The following is an 18,303-nucleotide window of genomic DNA, read 5'->3' on the forward strand; positions in this document are numbered from 1 at the left end:
AGATTTTCAATAGGTTGCTTATACCAATTCTCATTGTTGTCCAGTCAAATAGGAAACATTGCAGAGTTGTTTAATTGTGGAGCTGGCAAGAGAAGTAATAAATTTGCACAAAGCACCCTCAAGTAGAGCAATTGTATCGTATATTTTATTGCGCAAAATGTTCTGTTTTATATATAACCAAAGCCTCTCAACAGGATTTAGCTCAGGTGAGTATGGAGGTAGGTATATAATGTCGATATTTTTAGGTACCTTTAAATTTTTTGACCTATGCCAACTAGCACAGTCCATAACGAGAAAAGCCTCTCGTGTTTCTAGATATTGCGAAATTTGCTCAAGAAATATGTTCATGCAATCAGTGTTGACATTTGGTGCAAATAAGCTAGAACTCTCTCCATTTCTAGGATTAACTGCACTATAGAGATAGAAATTTTGCCTACCTAATTTTGTTTTAACCTGTGTTCTAATCCCCTTTTTAAACCACCCATGTCCAACTTTTGAATGTGTGCCAAACCGTGATTCATCAAAGAAAAATAGCTCTTTTTCTGGATACTTGCTAATAGCTCCATTGAGATTTTTTTTTGAATTCCTCTTGTTTGCTTTTATCTTGTCCATTATGAACTGGTCTTGGTGTAATATATGAGAATTTCATCTTTTGCATATGGCGGTGTACTGTAGATTTGCTGATATTTAATCCGAACTTTTCCTGGATTCTTATTCTCATTTCTTTAATGGTGATATTAGGATTTTCTTCTATCCACTCTTCAATTTGCTGTAGTTGAGCCTGATTTAATTTAGTTTTTCTACGACGTTGTGAAGGAGCAAACAGTTTTTCTTCTCTGCCAATTTTCAAGAGTTTTACCCACGAAGTTAGTGCGCTTCTTGAAATGCAATATATTTTTGCTACAGCCGTTATACTGTACTTTTTTGCTGCAATTACAGCATTTAGTTTTTTTGAAACATATGCATTATTCCTTACTTTCTTCAGCATTTCTTTTGCTGATTCTACTACTTTTTCATCCAATAATTTTGATCTTAATGCCATTTAAACCTCGCTATTTTACTTAGAGGTTGTCCGGAAACAAGTAAAAGGCTATAATATCTGAAATTTTAGTACGGGGTAAAGATGAGAAAAAAGTATCCAACAGATCTAAGCGAAAGGGAATGGGCAAGAATAGAAAAACACTTCAGAGTATCATACAAGAAAGGAGGAAGGCCGCCAAAGTATAGCAAAAGAGAAATATTAGAAGCAATTTTCTATGTATTGCGTACAGGGTGTCAATGGCGGTATTTACCAAATGATTTTCCGCTATGGAAGACTGTGTATGAGCAGTTCAGGCAATGGAAGAAGCAGGGAATTTTTGAGAAAATGAATTATGAAATTACAAAATATAGTAGAAGAAAAATAGGAAGGAATGAGCAGCCGAGTGCCTGTATAGTAGATAGTCAATCTGTAAAGACTACAGAAAAGGGGGGATCAAAGGCTATGATGGAAGTAAAAAAGTAAAGGGTAGAAAAAGGCATATAATTACAGACACTCAGGGTTTTATACTAGGTTGTTACGTAGGCGCTGCTAACGAAAATGATAGAGATGGTATTAAAATAGCATTAAACAATATGAGAACAAAATATACTAAAGTTAAAAAAATGTGGGCTGACATGGGATACCAAGGAAGAAATTCAAAGAATCACATAAAGGAAGAATATGACATAGATATTGAAATTGTTACAAGGCCTCCATGTAGATTTTGGGTGCACAAAGATACGCCACCTGAGCTACTACCAACAAGAGAACAAGGGTTTAAAGTACAGCCAAGAAGATGGGTTGTAGAAAGGACTTTTGCTTGGGTTAATAGGAATAGAAGGCTATCGAAGGAGTATGATTTACTCACAACATCCACTGAGAATTTCATATACCTAGCTATGAGTAGGGTTATGTTAAAGAGGGAATATGCTTGAATTTACTAGTTTCCGGACAACCTCTTACTTCAGTATGGCTTTTCTTCCATCATTGTCCATCTGTTTGCCCTGTAATGGGAATTGGTATTACCAAGCGGGAAAAACATTCATTTTGATGAAATTGTAGTTTAAAGATGCAGCAGCTAAATATTGTAGAAAAGCTAAGTTATGAAGAAATCTTTTCGAGAATGAAGGAAGAGTTAGTCCGTAGAGATGAAACCTTTTCAGCATTAGTTGAAAGTGATCCAGCGATAAAGATTCTTGAGGTAGCAGCATGGCAAGAACTTTTGCTTAGAGAAAGAATAAACGAAGCAATAAAAAGTAATTTACTTAAATTTGCGACAGGAGAAGATCTTGATAATTTAGCTGAGTTTTATGGAGTGGAGAGGCAGAAAGAAGAAGATGATGAACGATTTAGAAAAAGAATTAAAGCAAAGATAATAGGTTGGAGCACATGTGGGAGCAAGGAGTATTATAGGTATCATGCACTGTCAGCAGATAGTAGAGTAAAAGATGCATTAGTAGAATCACCTATACCAGGGAAAGTACAGATCTCGATTTTATCAACACAATTATCCACAACTGGCATGGCGTTAGAAGAGCTACTTGAAATTGTAAAAAAGCAGGTTAATAGAGATGATATAAGAGTTTTAACCGATACAGTAACAGTAATTGGCTGCAATATTATGGAAATAGATATCCACAGCAGAATCAGCACGAATTATATAACATCAGAGGAAGAAATCAAGAAGCAGTTTATTAAGAAGTTTGAAGCAAGTAAAAGGTTGGGATGGAACGTTACAAAATCTTGGATAATAGCGAATTTATTTGTAGATGGTGTAGAAAACGTGGAATTAATCGAGCCAAAAGAGGATGTTGTGGTGCTAGGTAATGAGTGTGCAAGTTTGAGAAATTTAAAGGTTGAGTAATGTTACTGCCACCAAATGCAACCAAACAAGAAAAAGCGCTAGTAGAAGCAATCGACTACAAAGTTAATCCAAGTTGCATCAAGGAATTTAAATTTAGTCTTAGAGATGAAATACTGCAGTGGATAATAGAAGAATATGGTTTAGAAGAGATACTGCGTTGGGTAAAAAATAAAAGAAGAGCTATAGTAGAAGGAGTAAAATTTCAGCGTTTAAGAGGAACCCCAGCATCACTCAAAATAGCGCTCAAATGGGCAAATATAGAAGATATTACAATTATTGAAGAGCCACCCGGTAAACACTTTTTTGAGTTGCAGGTAGGGATAAGAGACGTACCAAATGATTTCTTTGTTGATGCAGTAGTAGAATTAGCAAAACTATCACTACCTGCAAGATCGAGACTAATGAGGATTTTTAACGATTATTATAATGCGCAGAGATTTATATTGGATGAGAGTTTATTTGGAGATCTTCTTTCTGACTATTCGGGGGTAAAAATAGAAAAAGATGGCCCAGTGTTATCATTTGGAAGAGTAAATTTTTTCATGTCTCATGGTCCAGTTATTAGGATTGTAGAAAACTATCTACGCGATCATTATGAACGAGCTTTAAGCAATGATATATATCGGTTGGATGTAGCAATCCTTGGAGAAACCGAACCTCACACAAAGAATTATAACGGTATTTATGAAAGAAATCATGTGTGGTATAACTTCAAAGCGCTATATCCGCTACCACAGAGCTTATTACCGGCAATTAAGTTTGCGAAAGCGCAAGTTATATTATCGGATAGTTGGGATTTAGGAGACATAAATGCGTGCTTTCCAGTTAGTAGAGTAGAAGAAAGAGGAAATAAATTTGTATTGGGAAGTAGCAAACTATCTGAAGAACTGTGGAATTTAAAATACAAGCCAATTTTAGAAAGATTTTTTGCCGTTCACCACTATCAAGTAAAGAATTTCTCTACCCCCAAAATAATAAGATTTAGCGTAGCAGAACACTGCATTCATTTTGAAAACGAATTGGATTCAAAGCAAAAGGATGCAATACAGGAGTTAGAAAATTACATTTTAGTGTTTTACCCAGGTGTACTAACATGGCACGAACATCGACATTTGAACAGAAGTTGGAAAAATAGCCAAGTAATATCTATAATAAGTTAAGTACTTATATTTATATCCTCATATATTATATTAATAATAGGTTAAAGTGTATGAAATAAACAGAAAAAGACTTGCTTTTTCATGCCAAAACGCACATAACTTAAATAGTAGCAAGTAAACAAAAAAAATTGATCTTGCACTAAAGAGAGCGAAATTGGCGTATGTTTTTATAGTGAGGTATGTAATGAGGTTTAGCAAGGAAAAGAGAGAAGCTTTTAATAAGTCATTTTATGAATTATTAGAGAACTCGTTTAAGAATATTAATGAAAAAGATGAAAAAGGGGAAACAGTATTGCACCATGCAGTAGAAATCTCCGATTGCAAAACAGTGAAGTTATTAATAACAAAAGGAGCGGACATCAATGCAAGAGATAAAAAGGGTTATACACCACTGCACTGCGCAGTATTTGCGAGAAGTTTAGAAAATGTAAAAGTGCTGATAAGGGGAGGAGGAGAAATAAATGCCACTAAATATATCAACGGATGTACGCCACTGCACTCTGCATGTAGGCTAGGGGCAGGTATTGCAATAATAAAAGAGCTAGTAAAAGCGGGAGCTGCAGTTAATCAACTGGATAAATATGGTGCAACACCAATGTATTATATATGGGAGAGTGAAAGGTATGGCCTATGGGATAATGGAGAGAATGAAAAGGCGAGGAAATTTCTGGGAAAGCAAGGTGGAATAACAAAAAGTAGAAAACTGACGTGCTATGGAATAGAGGGTCTAGTGGGAGAAATAGCAGATATGTTGGATAGGAGCTATTTACCTGAGTTAAAAATAATAGAGATAGAAGAAATAAGAAAGAGAGATAAGGGGCTAATAAGGGAAGAGTGTAAAAATGTAGCGAGCAAGATAATGAGCCAAGTGAATGAAATGATAGATGAGGTGGTGAGAAGGAAGGCTTAGGGGTTTAAATTTAAAGAAAAGGTGAGGTAAATTATGAGTAAAAAAGAGAAAGAGAAGTCAGCAAAAGAATTATTAGAGAACTCATGTAAAAATATTTATGAAAGAGACGAGAATGGAAGAACAGCTCTACATTATGCAGTAGAGGTAAAAACAGTGGAGTTATTAGTCGAAAAAGGAGCGAATGTGAATGCAGCAGATGTGAAAGGATACACAGCACTGCACCTAGCGGTAACGGAGAAACGTCTAGAAATCGTGAGGGAATTGATAAAATCAGGAGCAGACGTAAATGCTGAGGAATATGGAAATAAATGCATACCTCTACACCTTGCGTGCATGGTAGGTGAAAAAGAAATAGTGGAGGAGCTGGTAAAAGCTGGAGGAGAAATAGAACAAGAGGATGAATGTGGGATGAAAGCAATAGATTATGCAAAAAATAGTAAAGAAGTAACTGAAGTATTGAAGAAAGAAACGGACAGAATTGAAAAGTTATTTGAATAAATAGAACCTTCTATGAGAGGCTGAAAATATGGAGGAAGAAACAGAAAAGAAAGTAATGAATTTAGAGAGAAAACCTTTGGATGAGCTGAGAAAAATATGGAAGAAGGTATATGGAGAAGAAGTGCCTAGATACTCAAAGAAATATCTGATACCAAGATTAGCTTATAGAATGCAGGAAAAAGCGTATGGAGAAATGTCAAGAAAGGGGACAAAAAGACTAGAGTATCTGGCAGATCGGATAGAGAAGGGAAAAAGAATAAGTAGCGATAAATTACCAGTAGAAGGTACAGAATTAATACTAGAGAGAGGTGAGGAAACGCATGCGGTAATGGTAACAGATAAGGGTTTAATCTACAGAGAAGAATTTTACACATCATTATCAGCAGTAGCCGGAAAAATAATGGGAATGAGCTACAACGGACCTTTATTATTTGGGATGCGTGATAAAAATGGAAGTTGAAAATGCTAAAAGAAGTAAGATGTGCGATATATACAAGAAAATCAAATGAAGACGGACTAGAACAAAAGTTTAACAGTCTTGATGCCCAGCGAGTAGCATGTGAAAAGTACATAAAGAGCAGAGAAGGCTGGGTAGCATTGGCCAAAAGGTACGATGATGGAGGTTTCTCAGGAAAGAATTTAGAAAGACCAGCAATAAAGGAATTATTTGAAGATGTAAAGGCAGGAGAAGTAGATTGTGTAGTAGTATATACATTAGACAGGCTCTCAAGGGAAACAAAAGACAGCATCGAAGTAACGTCATTTTTTAGAAGGCACCGAGTAAACTTTATAGCAGTAACGCAAATATTTGACAATAATACGCCAATGGGAAAGTTTGTACAAACAGTGTTATCAGGAGCAGCACAACTAGAAAGAGAAATGATCGTAGAAAGGGTAAAAAATAAAATAGCAACATCAAAGGAGCAGGGATTGTGGATGGGGGGAACTTTGCCGCTTGGATATGATGTAAAAGATAAAGAATTAATAATAAATGAAAAAGAAGCGAAAATAGTAGGGCACATATTTGAAAGATATTTGGAGCTAAAATCAATGGCAGAGTTGGCAAGGGAGTTAAATAGTCAAGGTTACCGTACGAAATCAGATATCTTTAAGAAAGCGACGGTGAGAAGAATAATAACAAATCCAATATATATGGGAAAAATAAGGCATTATGAGAAAGAGTATGAGGGAAAGCATGAAGCAATAATAAAAGAGGAAAAATGGCAAAAAGCGCAGGAATTGATAAAGAATCAACCATATAGAAAAGTAAAATATGAGGAAGCGCTGCTTAGGGGAATAATTAAGTGCAAGAGCTGTAGTGTAAACATGACGCTGACCTATGCAAAAAAGGAGAATAAAAGGTACCGATATTATGTATGCAACAATCACCTAAGGGGAAAAGATTGTGAATCAGAAAACCGAAATGTAATAGCAGGAGAAGTGGAAAAAGAAGTAATAAAGAGAGCGGAATGCTTATATGAGAATTGGGAAAAAGGGGCAAAAAAAGAAAAATGGGAAAATTTAAGTTTCAGAGAACAGAAAGAAGTAGTGAAAAAATTAATAAAGGGAGTAATGGTGAAAGAAGATGGAATAGAGGTGCATTCTGAGTCAGAGAAGACATTTATAGCAATGAATTTAAAGAAGAAAGGAAACAAATGCACAGCAGTAGAACCAGAAGGAAAAACAAACAATGCGCTACTGAAAGCAGTGGTGAGAGCCCATCTGTGGAAACGGCAACTAGACGAAGGAAAATATAGAAGTGTGAAAGAGCTGAGCGTTAAAATTAATATAGGTACAAGACGTATACAACAGATTTTAAGGTTAAATTATTTAGCACCAAAGATTAAGGAAGATATAATAAATGGGAGACAACCGAGAAGTTTAAAGCTAGCTGATTTAAGAGAAATACCGATGCTGTGGAGTGAGCAGGTGAAGAAATTTTATGGTCTTAATTATACCATTTAGTAACTAGATGAAGTTCCGGTAGTGTGTACGTTCGACAAGTAGTTCAAGAGATTATGTAAAAGATATTGACTTATAAAGTCATGACAATTAAGATATGCTTAGTCTATAGCTAGAGAGGTCATATGCCGAGTTTTTTTGATAAACCGTTTGCAGAACAAGTAGAAGAAATAATGAGAACGGGGGATCTAAAATTACTGCAGGCACTGATTGGTACAAGGGCACCAATTGGGTTATCATTATATTGTTCTAGCTTTTTTCTTACTAGAACAGTTATTGCACAAGCAAAGTATCAAGCATATAGTGCTCTACTTAACGTGCTAACTGAATATCAAAAAGCAGAAAAAGAGATTTTTGTAGACAACATAAAAAGGGATATAGAAAGACAAATAAGCGGTAATGAGGATAGATTACGCCAAAAAGCACTTTTGCCATCGTCAAGTAATAATTTAAAATCTCTAACTAATAATAGTTGCTCTGATTTAGAGAGTTATGTTCAGGAAACAGATGTATCAAGTTTGTGTACTTTTAACTTACAAAAAGTAATTGAAATTTATCATAACTATATTTCTCGTGAAGAGATAAAAAACTTAGAGAAAGTAATATTAAAAGGTAAAGAAATGGAAGATAGGTACTCGTATATAGAAAGTCAAAAAACAAACTTACAGTATAATAGCAAAAGAGAAAAAGCACGTAATACAGTAAAAGATAATGAACCTCTATTACTCAAAATAAAGGACAAGACCTTTTTTGATAGCTGGTATAAAAAATTATTGTACGAAGTTCTTTGTGAAGCAGAAATGAATAAGAAACATATACTACATGAAGAAATAGTAAAGAGCAGTTCTCCCTATATGAAAGATAAAATTAATAGTGCAAAAAGCAAGCTAGGTACTTCCTTTAATAAAGAAGCAGTTAGAAGAGTAATAAATAAATTAGTGAATGATTACATTAAGATTTTACCAACTAGTTTTGGAGTAAAAGAATCGTTATTGTCCTACATGAAATGTGTTGATATTGATGATTATAGAGGAAGAATGAATTATGAGGCAGTAAATCATAGGATTATTAGTAGAGCCAATGAGGTGATCTTAAGTGAGTCAATTGTACAAAATAGTTTGAGTGATGATGTAGAAAGGGGTTTACAGTACATAGTGGACAGAATGGATGTATCTCTTCTTACTGCAGTAGAGCAAGAGATGCTAAATGAAATAGCAGAAAGAGCAGCAAGTTATAGGGAAAGAGACAATAAGAAGAAAGATTTAGAGTTGCTATCTATATGCAATGGAGGAGAATTTGAAGATAAACTTTCTTTACCAACGGACTTGAGTTTTTCAGAGATTGAGCGTTTATATAAAGATATGCTCTCAATAGAGTTTAAAGAGCAAGGGGAATTTGAGTCACACAAGCTATGCGAGAGGTTACCATTGTTAGAATTGGAAGAAATAAAAGAAGCCTTTCCTGCTTCTATCACTGAAGATATTTTAAAGAGTATGGTAGAAAGCCTGAACAAGTATGTAGAGATAGTAAAGAAGGTAAAAAAGGACATAGTTGATAAAGTTTTTGGAAAGCAAGAAAATTTAGAGAAGTTATATAAATTGGAGCAAGAACTGGAGTTTAGTTTTATGCAAAGGCTTTTCCACCCTATTTATTATGGACAGTATAAAGAGATAAAAAGTTTTGTTGAATGTAAAAGCTTTATTCACGATAACATCAAAAGCGAGAAAGATGTAACATTCCGTGAAAGACTTGAAGAGCAACTAAGAAAACTAGATAAACCAAAGCGTGAAGAATTGGAAAGATTGTTATTATCCTCAATAGATAATGAATTTCAAGGATTGGTAAATCAGTTAATTTTTTGTAAAGATGAATTAGAAAAGAAAGCTAGAAAAGAATTTCGCTTGCCAAAATTGTTCCATCCTTCTTATTGCGAATCTTATATAGAAAGAGAGAATCATAGTCTTAAAATATGTGAGGAGGCTTTGAAGAAAAGTGTTGCTACAGGAGATGATGAGTTGTTCTATCAAGCAGTAGAAGATATCAAGAAAAACTCTAATTATATGTGGGTATTTCAGGTAAATAAAGCATTGTTTGACGGTGTATACAAAACTCAACATGATTCAAGAAAAAAGACGTTATCATTTAGAGAGCTAGCAGAAAAATTTATTGGGAATCGTAAAAAGCACATAGCTGATCAACAAGATGAGTATAAGATAAGAAAAGCAACTGCAGAACAGCGTCAAGTCAATGTGGAACTTGCTGGAAAAGACATAATTAATCAAGAAGAACTTCATGCTATGGCAGCAAGTAATGAAATACTAGGAAAAAAAGCAGAGGAAGCAGAAGCAAGAGCTGAAGAAGAAAGAAGAGCTAAAGAGGAAGAAAGAAGAGCTAGAGAAAAAGCAGAAGCAAAAACAAAAGCGATTGACCTACTATATGATGAGGCAGATGATCATGGCATATCAACGAAACGAATAAAACAAAACGAGGATGTACAAAAGTTTTTAAAATGCCAATATACTTTTCTGGTTTTAAACGAAGATTGCATAACAAAATTTAAGGGTCTCTGTAGAGAGTATAGGAACTTAAGGAGAGAAATAAAAGAACCTAACTTTGAAAGGTTATCAGAACTTGCAAATGAGTTTGATAGACTAAGCAGCAGTTTTGCTGAAAGAGAAAGAGAAGAGGAAGAATCAAGAGAGAATGTACCAGGATGTAATGACCAGAGTATTGATAGGTTAAAGCTCAGTATAGTAACGAGAGTAGTACAAGGAAGAGATGTAGCGGAGAGAGAGAAAAGAACAGTGGAAAAAGAAAAAACTGAGGTGGAGGAGATAGTAAAACGACTGCAAATGCAAGCACCAAATTCTGCATTCAGTAGTGTAAGTCATGAGCTAGTTGCAGGAACATCTCAGCAAATATGAGAGCAGAGGAATTTATTGACTTTTTAGAAAAGGAAAAGCTGAAGAGCATTATATATAAAAGGTTAAAGTGGAGGGAGAGTTACATACCGAAAAGCTCTGAAGAATTGAATGCTCTAATTTACGAGTTTGGCAGGCTGAAGATAATTTGGTGGATGCCAAGCGTAGCTGATTGTAGTAAAGGTAAAAGATTTGCTAAAGGGCAAGTAGTATTAGCTCTTTTTTTTATAGGACTATCATCGTGTTGTTTGTCTAAAGAATATAGATTAATGTCAGCTTTGTGTCTAGTGGCGTTATCTTGTTATGTAATATGCTCTTTTCTACTGTATGCAAGGTATATTACAGATTATGTTGATATTTATAAAGGAGAGATTATGCCTTTTTTTTCTTATACGGGAGTAGAAGAGTGTGTTGAAGGGGATTACATTGAATCAATAAAGGGAATAGTAAGCAGTGCAGAGTTTAGTATGCATGTGTGCTATTTATTAAACATGGAAGATGAAGGGTATGAAGACGACGATGGAATATATCATACAGGGTTTAACGACTATGTATCACAATTAAGAAGTAGTAATAGATTTAAGACTGAACTTGAAAAAAGTGTAATAGAGAAGTTTTTAAGTTATGTAGAGGTTAAAAGGAAAGATAGAAAAGGTTTTGAACAGGATATAAGAAGCCTGCGTTTTTGTGATGAAAGAAATGATGAGCAAGGTATTAAGAAAGCATACGAAAAGTTGTTTAGATGTACAAAAAAGTTGCTTTGGCATATAGAGCCTTATAAGTTGCAAGATGATAAGCCAATAGATGTGTTCTATAAAAGAGTAAAACACCTTAATGAGAACTTATCACTGGAGAAGTCTTTAGAGAGGGTGTGCATTTTATATGATAACCCTGATCAAATACTAAGGGAATTGAAGGGCTTATTAGTTATGTATCATCCAGATAAAAATATACATGAGGATGCAAGAAAAATATATGAAAAAGTTGAGTTGGTATATAAGGCAGTAAGCACGATATTAAAAGGCTATGAAAGGCATTTTGGTGACACTATATTCTGTAACTTTAAAATGTTTTTAGGGAAGAAATTGCAGGATATTGATGAGAATAGTGTATACGAAGAAATTGTTTCAACGTACAAAATTTTAAGAATGAAAGAGTACTCAAAAAAGAAAGATAATATTGCAAATATAAGAGATGAGATGCTAGAAAAATATAGGGTATTAATATACTGGGAAGATATAATTTTAGAGAAAAGGATAACTTATCCTAATCCAAAAAGATACAAAGGAACTCAAGAAAAAAAAACGGAATTGAAAGAAGAATACAAAGACCAGGAAAAGACGATAAGAGAACTTTCTAAACGAAAAAAGGAAATAATTGAAGAGTTAGAAAATTTGAGTAAGAAATTAGGGCTGGAAATTGAGGAGATGTCAGAGATATGTTCTACAATAAAAGAGAGGTGTAATAACGAAATAGAAAGACAAAGCCTTGTTTTTGCTGATAATGCTTTTAGTAAGTACTACAGTCAGAAGAAAATAGATGGTTTTAAAGCAATGTTAGAAAAGCTAGATAAAGAACAAAAAGAAATGAAGGCTTTTTTAATAAGGTTGAAAGGCAAGAGCGTTTTAAATATGGTAAAAAATGTGGATGTTAAGGAGCTACTTAGCTCTAGTAAGAGTGGAATACAAAGTGCGTTAAACAACAGTTATAAAACAGTGAAGAAGAGGGGAATGATAGGTACATTAGAAAGTGGTTACGAAACAGTAAGGAACATATTCTCTTTAGAGACAGAGTACGACTATATAGGGTATTATTCTGATCTTCATGCAAAGTACTTGTTGGTGGAAGAAGAGGTAAAGGATTGTGAGGTGAAATCCGACGAGAACGGCAAGTTTATTTTTTATAGAAAAGTGTACGAAAGGCAAGAAGGCTTATGCTCTGATTGGCCAAGTGATGTAGTTAAAGTAGAAACGGTAGATTTTGATGCCAAGTTAAAGAATCTAAGATGGGAGAATGATCGGCTGAGTAAGGCATTTAAAACGCAGCAAGAACTGGAAAAGGAATACAAAGATAACTTATTAGTAACTAAGAACATGAAGAAGAAATCAGTAGAAACGAGAAAAAAAATTGAGCAGTTAAAGAATGAAAATGAAATATCAGAAAAAAGAGTAGAAGAAGCAGAAGCAAGAGCTGAAGAAGAAAGAAGAGCTAAAGAGGAAGAAAGAAGAGCTAGAGAAAAAGCAGAAGCAAAAACAAAAGCGATTGACCTACTATATGATGAGGCAGATGATCATGGCATATCAACGAAACGAATAAAACAAAACGAGGATGTACAAAAGTTTTTAAAATGCCAATATACTTTTCTGGTTTTAAACGAAGATTGCATAACAAAATTTAAGGGTCTCTGTAGAGAGTATAGGAACTTAAGGAGAGAAATAAAAGAACCTAACTTTGAAAGGTTATCAGAACTTGCAAATGAGTTTGATAGACTAAGCAGCAGTTTTGTTGAAAGGGAGAAGGAAGAGGAAGAGTCAAGGGAGAATGTACCAGAATGTAATGAACAGAATATTGATAGGTTAAAGCTCAGTATAGTAACGAGGGTAGTACAAGCAAGGGATGTAGCAGAGAGAGAAAAAAAGATGGTAGAAAAAGAAAAAACTGAGGTGGAGGAGATAGTAAAACGACTGCAAATGCAAGCACCAAATTCTACATTTAGTGGTGTAAGTCATGAGCTAGTTGCAGGACCTTCTTGGCGAATATAAGAGTTTTGGAGTTTCTATAGTGTGAAAGGTTTGAATTTGTAAATATTATTTTATATAGCCTTTCTACCATAGAGGGTGTCAAAAAATTACTTTTTATAAAAACACAAGTTTATTAGCGTCGCAAAAAAATTAGATATTTACTTTCCCCAAAACCGCAAAAAAGTACCTACCTTCGTGAGAACACGTTGCATAAAAATAGGGTTGTGAAAATAAAAGTTTAAAATTATTGCAATAAAGTTAGACAAGTTGGTTCGTATGTAGATTTAGCAAAAGTGAGCCAATATAGCTGATTTTAGCGTATGTTAAAATTATTATATTAAAAAGTTCGTATGTATCATTTGGTAGTCCAATCCATCCCAAAACAAACTCTTCTCACGACCCTTGGTTTTGAATGCTGGAAATGGTTGTGTTATTTGAGTTAGTGGTAATTAATGTTAAAGAGTGAAAATTAGTTTATTTGGAAATAAAAGGAAAATTCATTGCAATTCTATATTTAAAATAGAATAAAGCTCTTTTTGCATCATGTATTAATAAAAAAATATATTTTTTTGCGTATCCTTTCGTTTTAATTAATATGAAGTGATATGACACCTAATGTAGAGTTTAAAGATAATCACGGCACATCAATATCAAATTTGGAAAATGTTAAAATTATAACCTTGAGCGATGAGAAAGGTAATAAGTATACTTTAGATGCAAGCAATGGTAGTCTGGAATTAAAATATAAACAAGATGGTCAAGGTGAAATAAGCTATAAAGTAGGAGGTTTAGCGGCAGCTTTTAAAAGTCTACTTGATATGAAAAGTACTAACAATGATGAACATACAGTACTTGAAGAGAAGTTAGCAGAAAAGTCCATAGTGGAGGCGATATTTTATGCAAAAGATTTTGATAAGGGTGATAGAATCTCTAACTTGATACTAGATAGTACATTTTCTAGGCGAGATGTTCTGCCTGCTTACCTAAATAAAAAGGCTGATGTTGAAAATGTATATACTAAGGAAGAAGTAGATGAAGGATTAAATAAAAAGGTTGATGTTGAAAATGTATATACTAAGGAAGAAGTAGATGAAGGATTAAATAAAAAGGTTGATGTTGAAAATGTATATACTAAGGAAGATACAGATAGAGGATTTATTTCTCGTGACAGTGACGGAATCAATAGATTAGCAAGGGAATTATTTTATAAACATGATCCCAATGCAACTTCAATTTTAGTTAATACATTAGGGAAGCTTCTTGATGAAAAATATGAAATATATGGTGATAATAAAACAGCAAAAGATTTTTTGGCAGAAAAGGGTAATTTTGCTAAAGCTGATGGTTCTAATATAAAAATTTTAGAATTCACGAAAAAAATACTTGATGCAACAGAGGATATAGGAGATGGGAAAAAGAAATCAATTTTAGTGGAGAAATTAGGCAGATTTCTTGATCAAACTGCTGATAACGAAAATGCTTATGATGGTAAGATAGCAAAAGCTTTTTTAGGAGACAAGGGGGTGCAGGGATCAAAAGGTGCAGATGGTCCTCAAGGTCCGGCAGGTAGAGATGGAAAAAGCCCATCAATTGAGGAAGTCGCTGTACAGCTACTTACTGATGAAAATAAAGATATATTGGGAAAAACAGTACTTGATATAACTGATAGCACTGGTCAAAATCTTGCTACTCATGTTGCTAATAAAATAAATCTTAATTCGCAGGATTTTATAAATAAAGCTGATCCAATAAAACTCGCTGAGTTGCTTTTTAATAAAAGTAACTTAGATCAACTTGCAGCCAAAAAGATTGCCGAAGATAAAGTTAGCTCGTATAAGATTTCTGAACTAGTATTTAACGATGCTAAGAATGCACTAGCAGAGAATTATCAGTGGGATCAAAAGAGCTTTATTGAAGATATAATAAAAAATGTCGGCACTTCTAGGTTAGCTGAGTTGTTATTTAATGCTGGCAGTATAGAGAAAGGTGAAGCAAAAAGAATTACTGAAGGGAAGGTTAGCCCTGAAAAATTAGCTGAATATTTGTTTAATGCAAGTGGCTTAGGCGATAATATAGATGAGTCGAAGACGTTAGTCAATAACGTAACTCAGCACCTTTTGAATACCAAGGTAGATGAAATAGGGAAAGCGGTTGTGAAGGATAATGAAAATAGAGAGATCTTAGCAGGTAGTCGTATTTTGCAGGAAGGAGTGGCAGAAAAATTAATTAGTAGCAACACAAATAAATTGGGACAAGCTATTCTGAATGTGAAAAACAAATTTGGTAATGACGCAAAACCTGTGCTGGAAACTCATCTTGCCAATAACAGCAGCTTTCAGGAAGCTGTGGCAGGAAATCAAGATTTAAGGACTGCAGTAACAGCTAATTTTGGGAGCAATAGAGATTTTTGCAATATTGTAACAAGAGATCTTAGTAGAGATGAAGAAAGTCTGTTAATTGATAGGCTGCCTTTTTATGAAATTCCAGATGATCCAAATGCTCCGCTTTCTTGGAATTAGTAATGTAATTTTTGCTAGACCAACCGATTCCAAGAAAAATTGTTCTCACGCTTGCTGGTTTTGGGTGCTGGAAATGGTTATATTGTTTAGGTTTTTAACAGTATATATTGCTAAATTAGTAGCAATATATTAAAGACTTTCATCAAAAATTATTCCATAAAAAATTTCTAAATAGGGGTTGATAAGTTTTAAAAATGGAGTATTGTGCTGAGTAGGAAAATAGTTTTTTTTATATAGTTTATGAAAGATCAAACGAGCCTTACAACGGATTTTACGCATGCTATAGAAAATGACGACTTTAAACGGTTGGAGGAATATATTGATCAACATATTGATAAATATAATGTTAATCGTGAACTTTTAGATAAGTTGCCTTTGCTGTCCTGGGCTGCCTGTAAAAATAGTGTAAATGTAGCTCAACTTCTTCTTAGTATTGGTGCTGATATTGACATTAGAGGTGACCAAAATTGGACACCTCTACACTATGCTGTTAGTGCAGGTCAATACGATATGGTTAGATTTCTTGTTGATCAAGGTGCCAGCATTTTAGCTAAGGATAATAATGTTAAGACACCTTTACGCATAGTAAATGAGCTTGGTAACACAGAAGTAGCAAACTTTTTGAGAGCAAAGCTAGATAAATATTTATTTTCTGCTATAGAAAGAAAAGATATTAGAAAGGTTAGTGATTTTCTTGATGGAGGTGCTAATATTGAGGCTAAAGGTATAAACAATCAAACGCCTTTGTGTGTAGCTTCTTGTAAGGGTAATTTGTATGTCCTTAAACTTCTTCTCAGTAGAAATGCTAAGGTTAACGTTCAAGATGATAGTAGAAAAACACCTTTACATTATGCTGCTAGGGAAGGTCATTCAGATGTAGCTGAACTTCTTCTTGGCCGTGGTACTATGATTGATGCTGAAGACTGTTTTGGTATGGCTCCTCTACACTATGCTGCTTACCACAATAGAAAAAATATGGTTAGCTTTCTCATAAAACAAGATGCCAAAATTGAGGCCGTGGATAAAGAAGCTAAAACACCTTTACATTATGCTGCTGGGGAAGGTCATTTAGATGCAGCTAAACTTCTTCTTGACCATGATTCTATAATTAATGCTAAAGACCGTTTGGGTATAGCTCCTCTACACTATGCTGCTTACTACAATAGAGAGGGTATGGTTAGCTTTCTTATAAGCCAAGGTGCTAAAGTTGAGGCCATGGATGAAAAAGCTAGAACACCTTTACATTATGCTGCTAGGGAAGGTCATTTAGATGTAGCTAAACTTCTTCTTGAATGTGATGCTATAATTGATGCTAAGGACTGTTATGATCGGGATCCTTTATATTATGCTGATTCGTATAATAAATTAGATGTAGTTAGACTGCTTGAAGGTAGGAATGGTGTGAACACTTGTAACCCTCTTACTAATTTTTTAAGTGCATGTATCCATTCCCCTATTGCTCGTTACTTCGGAAGTGTTTGCGTAGAAGGAGCGCCAATTTTATACAGAAGGCAACGTGCCTCTGTAATTGATCACAATGCTTTGGAAGGTAGTTTACGACTCTTCAGTATCTGTAAAGGAGGAAGAGAAGGTATAGATAAAACACGTTTCAATAAAGAGATTAGTTATCTACATGAAAATGCTTATTTGTATGATGTTTTACTGTTACAAGATGAGGAAAATCAAAACACACTTTTGCATGTGGTTATTAAAGAAAATCAGGTTGATCTTGTAAAAGAACTTTTGTGTATTCTTAAGGAGCCATATCGTTCGAATAAGGTGTATAAGTGCAAGTATTTTGAAGATAAGCAAGAAAATGAAAAGCCGCTTTCTAAAGTTATTAATTCTAAGGATAAAGACGGAAAAGATGCAATTACTCTGGCTATTGAAGGTAATGACCCAGAATGTATTTCGGCTCTTTTCAAGTATTTAACTTATGAAAATATTAACAGAAGGAAAGATGTTAAAAGCGATTACACACCTCTACATGAAGCTGTGCGTTCTAGAAGTAGTAACGCAATTAGTGCGCTTCTAAAATCAGAGCATGTAAACGTTGAGCTCATAGATGGAAGATCTTACAGAGCATGGAAATATGTTAATAATGAAGAAACAAAACAATTGTTTATTAGGTATTATAGTGATAAAATTAATGATTTGCGTAAAGAATTAGCACATTGCAATGAAAAATTAGCGCAAGTCGAGTATTTCCTGTGCAGAACAAAACTTGCTTTTGTATGCTCTGCAGCTTTTGGCTCTTGTCTTAATATGTATAAAAATTTTCATGATGCAAGAAGTGGAGATATGCCAGGTGTTACCATTCATCCTCTCTTGTTGTTATTTTCTAGTGCTACAGGTCTAATAGTGTTGTGTAATCATTTTATCGATTTAACACTTTCAAAGTATAAAGAAGAAAGTGTTAGCTTGCAAAAAAAATTGGACAGTTTTAGAGAAGCAAGAGATAAGTTGGAAAATAAATTACTTCATTTTCAAGAAGGTACATCTTAGGGTATTAGGACGAATTCAATTTCTACGCAACTATCTGATTATGATGACGTACCTGGAACATTAGAATCACCTACCTCTATAAAGAGCTTTGAAAGCTCAGCAAAGGTATCCGTTTATAACCTGCCTAAGGAATTTAAGTAGCCTAATTTAGTAAGTACATAGAAGTAATCATATTAAAGAAGATATTGGTTTTTGAAGTAAG

General features: G+C 34.2%; 12 protein-coding genes. 11 read left to right on the forward strand and 1 reads right to left on the reverse strand.

Going from position 1 to position 18,303, the window contains the following annotated elements; translation table 11 throughout:
* Window positions 1–30 precede the first annotated feature (30 nt).
* Window positions 31–1,042 (reverse strand): IS630 family transposase gene (locus ABWU31_RS03280; protein WP_265029767.1). Its coding sequence is split into 2 segments (ribosomal slippage): window positions 31–579 and window positions 581–1,042, totalling 1,011 coding nucleotides; the frame shifts between segments, so codons are not numbered across the junction.
* A gap of 81 nt (window positions 1,043–1,123) precedes the next feature.
* On the opposite strand from ABWU31_RS03280, the gene ABWU31_RS03285 reads away from it, so the two are divergent.
* From ABWU31_RS03285 to ABWU31_RS03335, 11 genes are all read left to right on the forward strand, one after another.
* Window positions 1,124–1,956 (forward strand): IS5-like element ISWpi1 family transposase gene (locus tag ABWU31_RS03285; protein WP_353271062.1). Its coding sequence is split into 2 segments (ribosomal slippage): window positions 1,124–1,493 and window positions 1,493–1,956, totalling 834 coding nucleotides; the frame shifts between segments, so codons are not numbered across the junction.
* A gap of 134 nt (window positions 1,957–2,090) precedes the next feature.
* The gene (locus ABWU31_RS03290) at window positions 2,091–2,885 is read left to right on the forward strand and encodes a baseplate J/gp47 family protein (protein WP_353271370.1); all 795 of its coding nucleotides are present in this window, start codon (window positions 2,091–2,093) and stop codon (window positions 2,883–2,885) included.
* Entirely contained in the window at window positions 2,885–4,045 is a 1,161-nt protein-coding gene (locus tag ABWU31_RS03295; protein ID WP_353271371.1) for a phage tail protein, read from the forward strand. Before ABWU31_RS03290 ends, ABWU31_RS03295 begins: the two co-directional genes overlap by 1 nt.
* A 184-nt stretch (window positions 4,046–4,229) precedes the next feature.
* Window positions 4,230–4,955: an ankyrin repeat domain-containing protein gene (locus ABWU31_RS03300; protein WP_208571719.1), complete on the forward strand. Its 726-nt coding sequence runs from the start codon at window positions 4,230–4,232 to the stop codon at window positions 4,953–4,955.
* Window positions 4,956–4,988: 33 nt separating this feature from the next.
* Complete coding sequence (locus ABWU31_RS03305) at window positions 4,989–5,453, forward strand: ankyrin repeat domain-containing protein (RefSeq protein ID WP_353271051.1); 465 nt, start codon at window positions 4,989–4,991, stop codon at window positions 5,451–5,453.
* A gap of 28 nt (window positions 5,454–5,481) precedes the next feature.
* Complete coding sequence (locus ABWU31_RS03310; protein ID WP_208571717.1) at window positions 5,482–5,913, forward strand: DUF2924 domain-containing protein; 432 nt, start codon at window positions 5,482–5,484, stop codon at window positions 5,911–5,913.
* Window positions 5,914–5,915: 2 nt separating this feature from the next.
* The gene (locus tag ABWU31_RS03315) at window positions 5,916–7,418 is read left to right on the forward strand and encodes a recombinase family protein (protein ID WP_353271052.1); all 1,503 of its coding nucleotides are present in this window, start codon (window positions 5,916–5,918) and stop codon (window positions 7,416–7,418) included.
* Window positions 7,419–7,540: 122 nt separating this feature from the next.
* The gene (locus ABWU31_RS03320) at window positions 7,541–10,339 is read left to right on the forward strand and encodes a hypothetical protein (protein WP_353271053.1); all 2,799 of its coding nucleotides are present in this window, start codon (window positions 7,541–7,543) and stop codon (window positions 10,337–10,339) included.
* A complete protein-coding gene (locus tag ABWU31_RS03325) occupies window positions 10,336–13,098 on the forward strand; it encodes a hypothetical protein (protein WP_353271054.1) in 2,763 nt (920 codons plus the stop codon). The genes ABWU31_RS03320 and ABWU31_RS03325 overlap by 4 nt, the downstream gene beginning before the upstream one ends.
* Window positions 13,099–13,682: 584 nt before the next feature.
* Window positions 13,683–15,596, forward strand: a complete 1,914-nt coding sequence (locus tag ABWU31_RS03330; RefSeq protein WP_264706137.1) for a hypothetical protein — start codon at window positions 13,683–13,685, stop codon at window positions 15,594–15,596.
* Window positions 15,597–15,836: 240 nt separating this feature from the next.
* A complete protein-coding gene (locus tag ABWU31_RS03335; protein ID WP_353271055.1) occupies window positions 15,837–18,101 on the forward strand; it encodes an ankyrin repeat domain-containing protein in 2,265 nt (754 codons plus the stop codon).
* The last annotated feature ends 202 nt before the right edge of the window (window positions 18,102–18,303 follow it).

The organism is Wolbachia endosymbiont (group A) of Alloplasta piceator, assembly GCF_964028505.1.
Lineage (GTDB): Bacteria > Pseudomonadota > Alphaproteobacteria > Rickettsiales > Anaplasmataceae > Wolbachia > Wolbachia pipientis.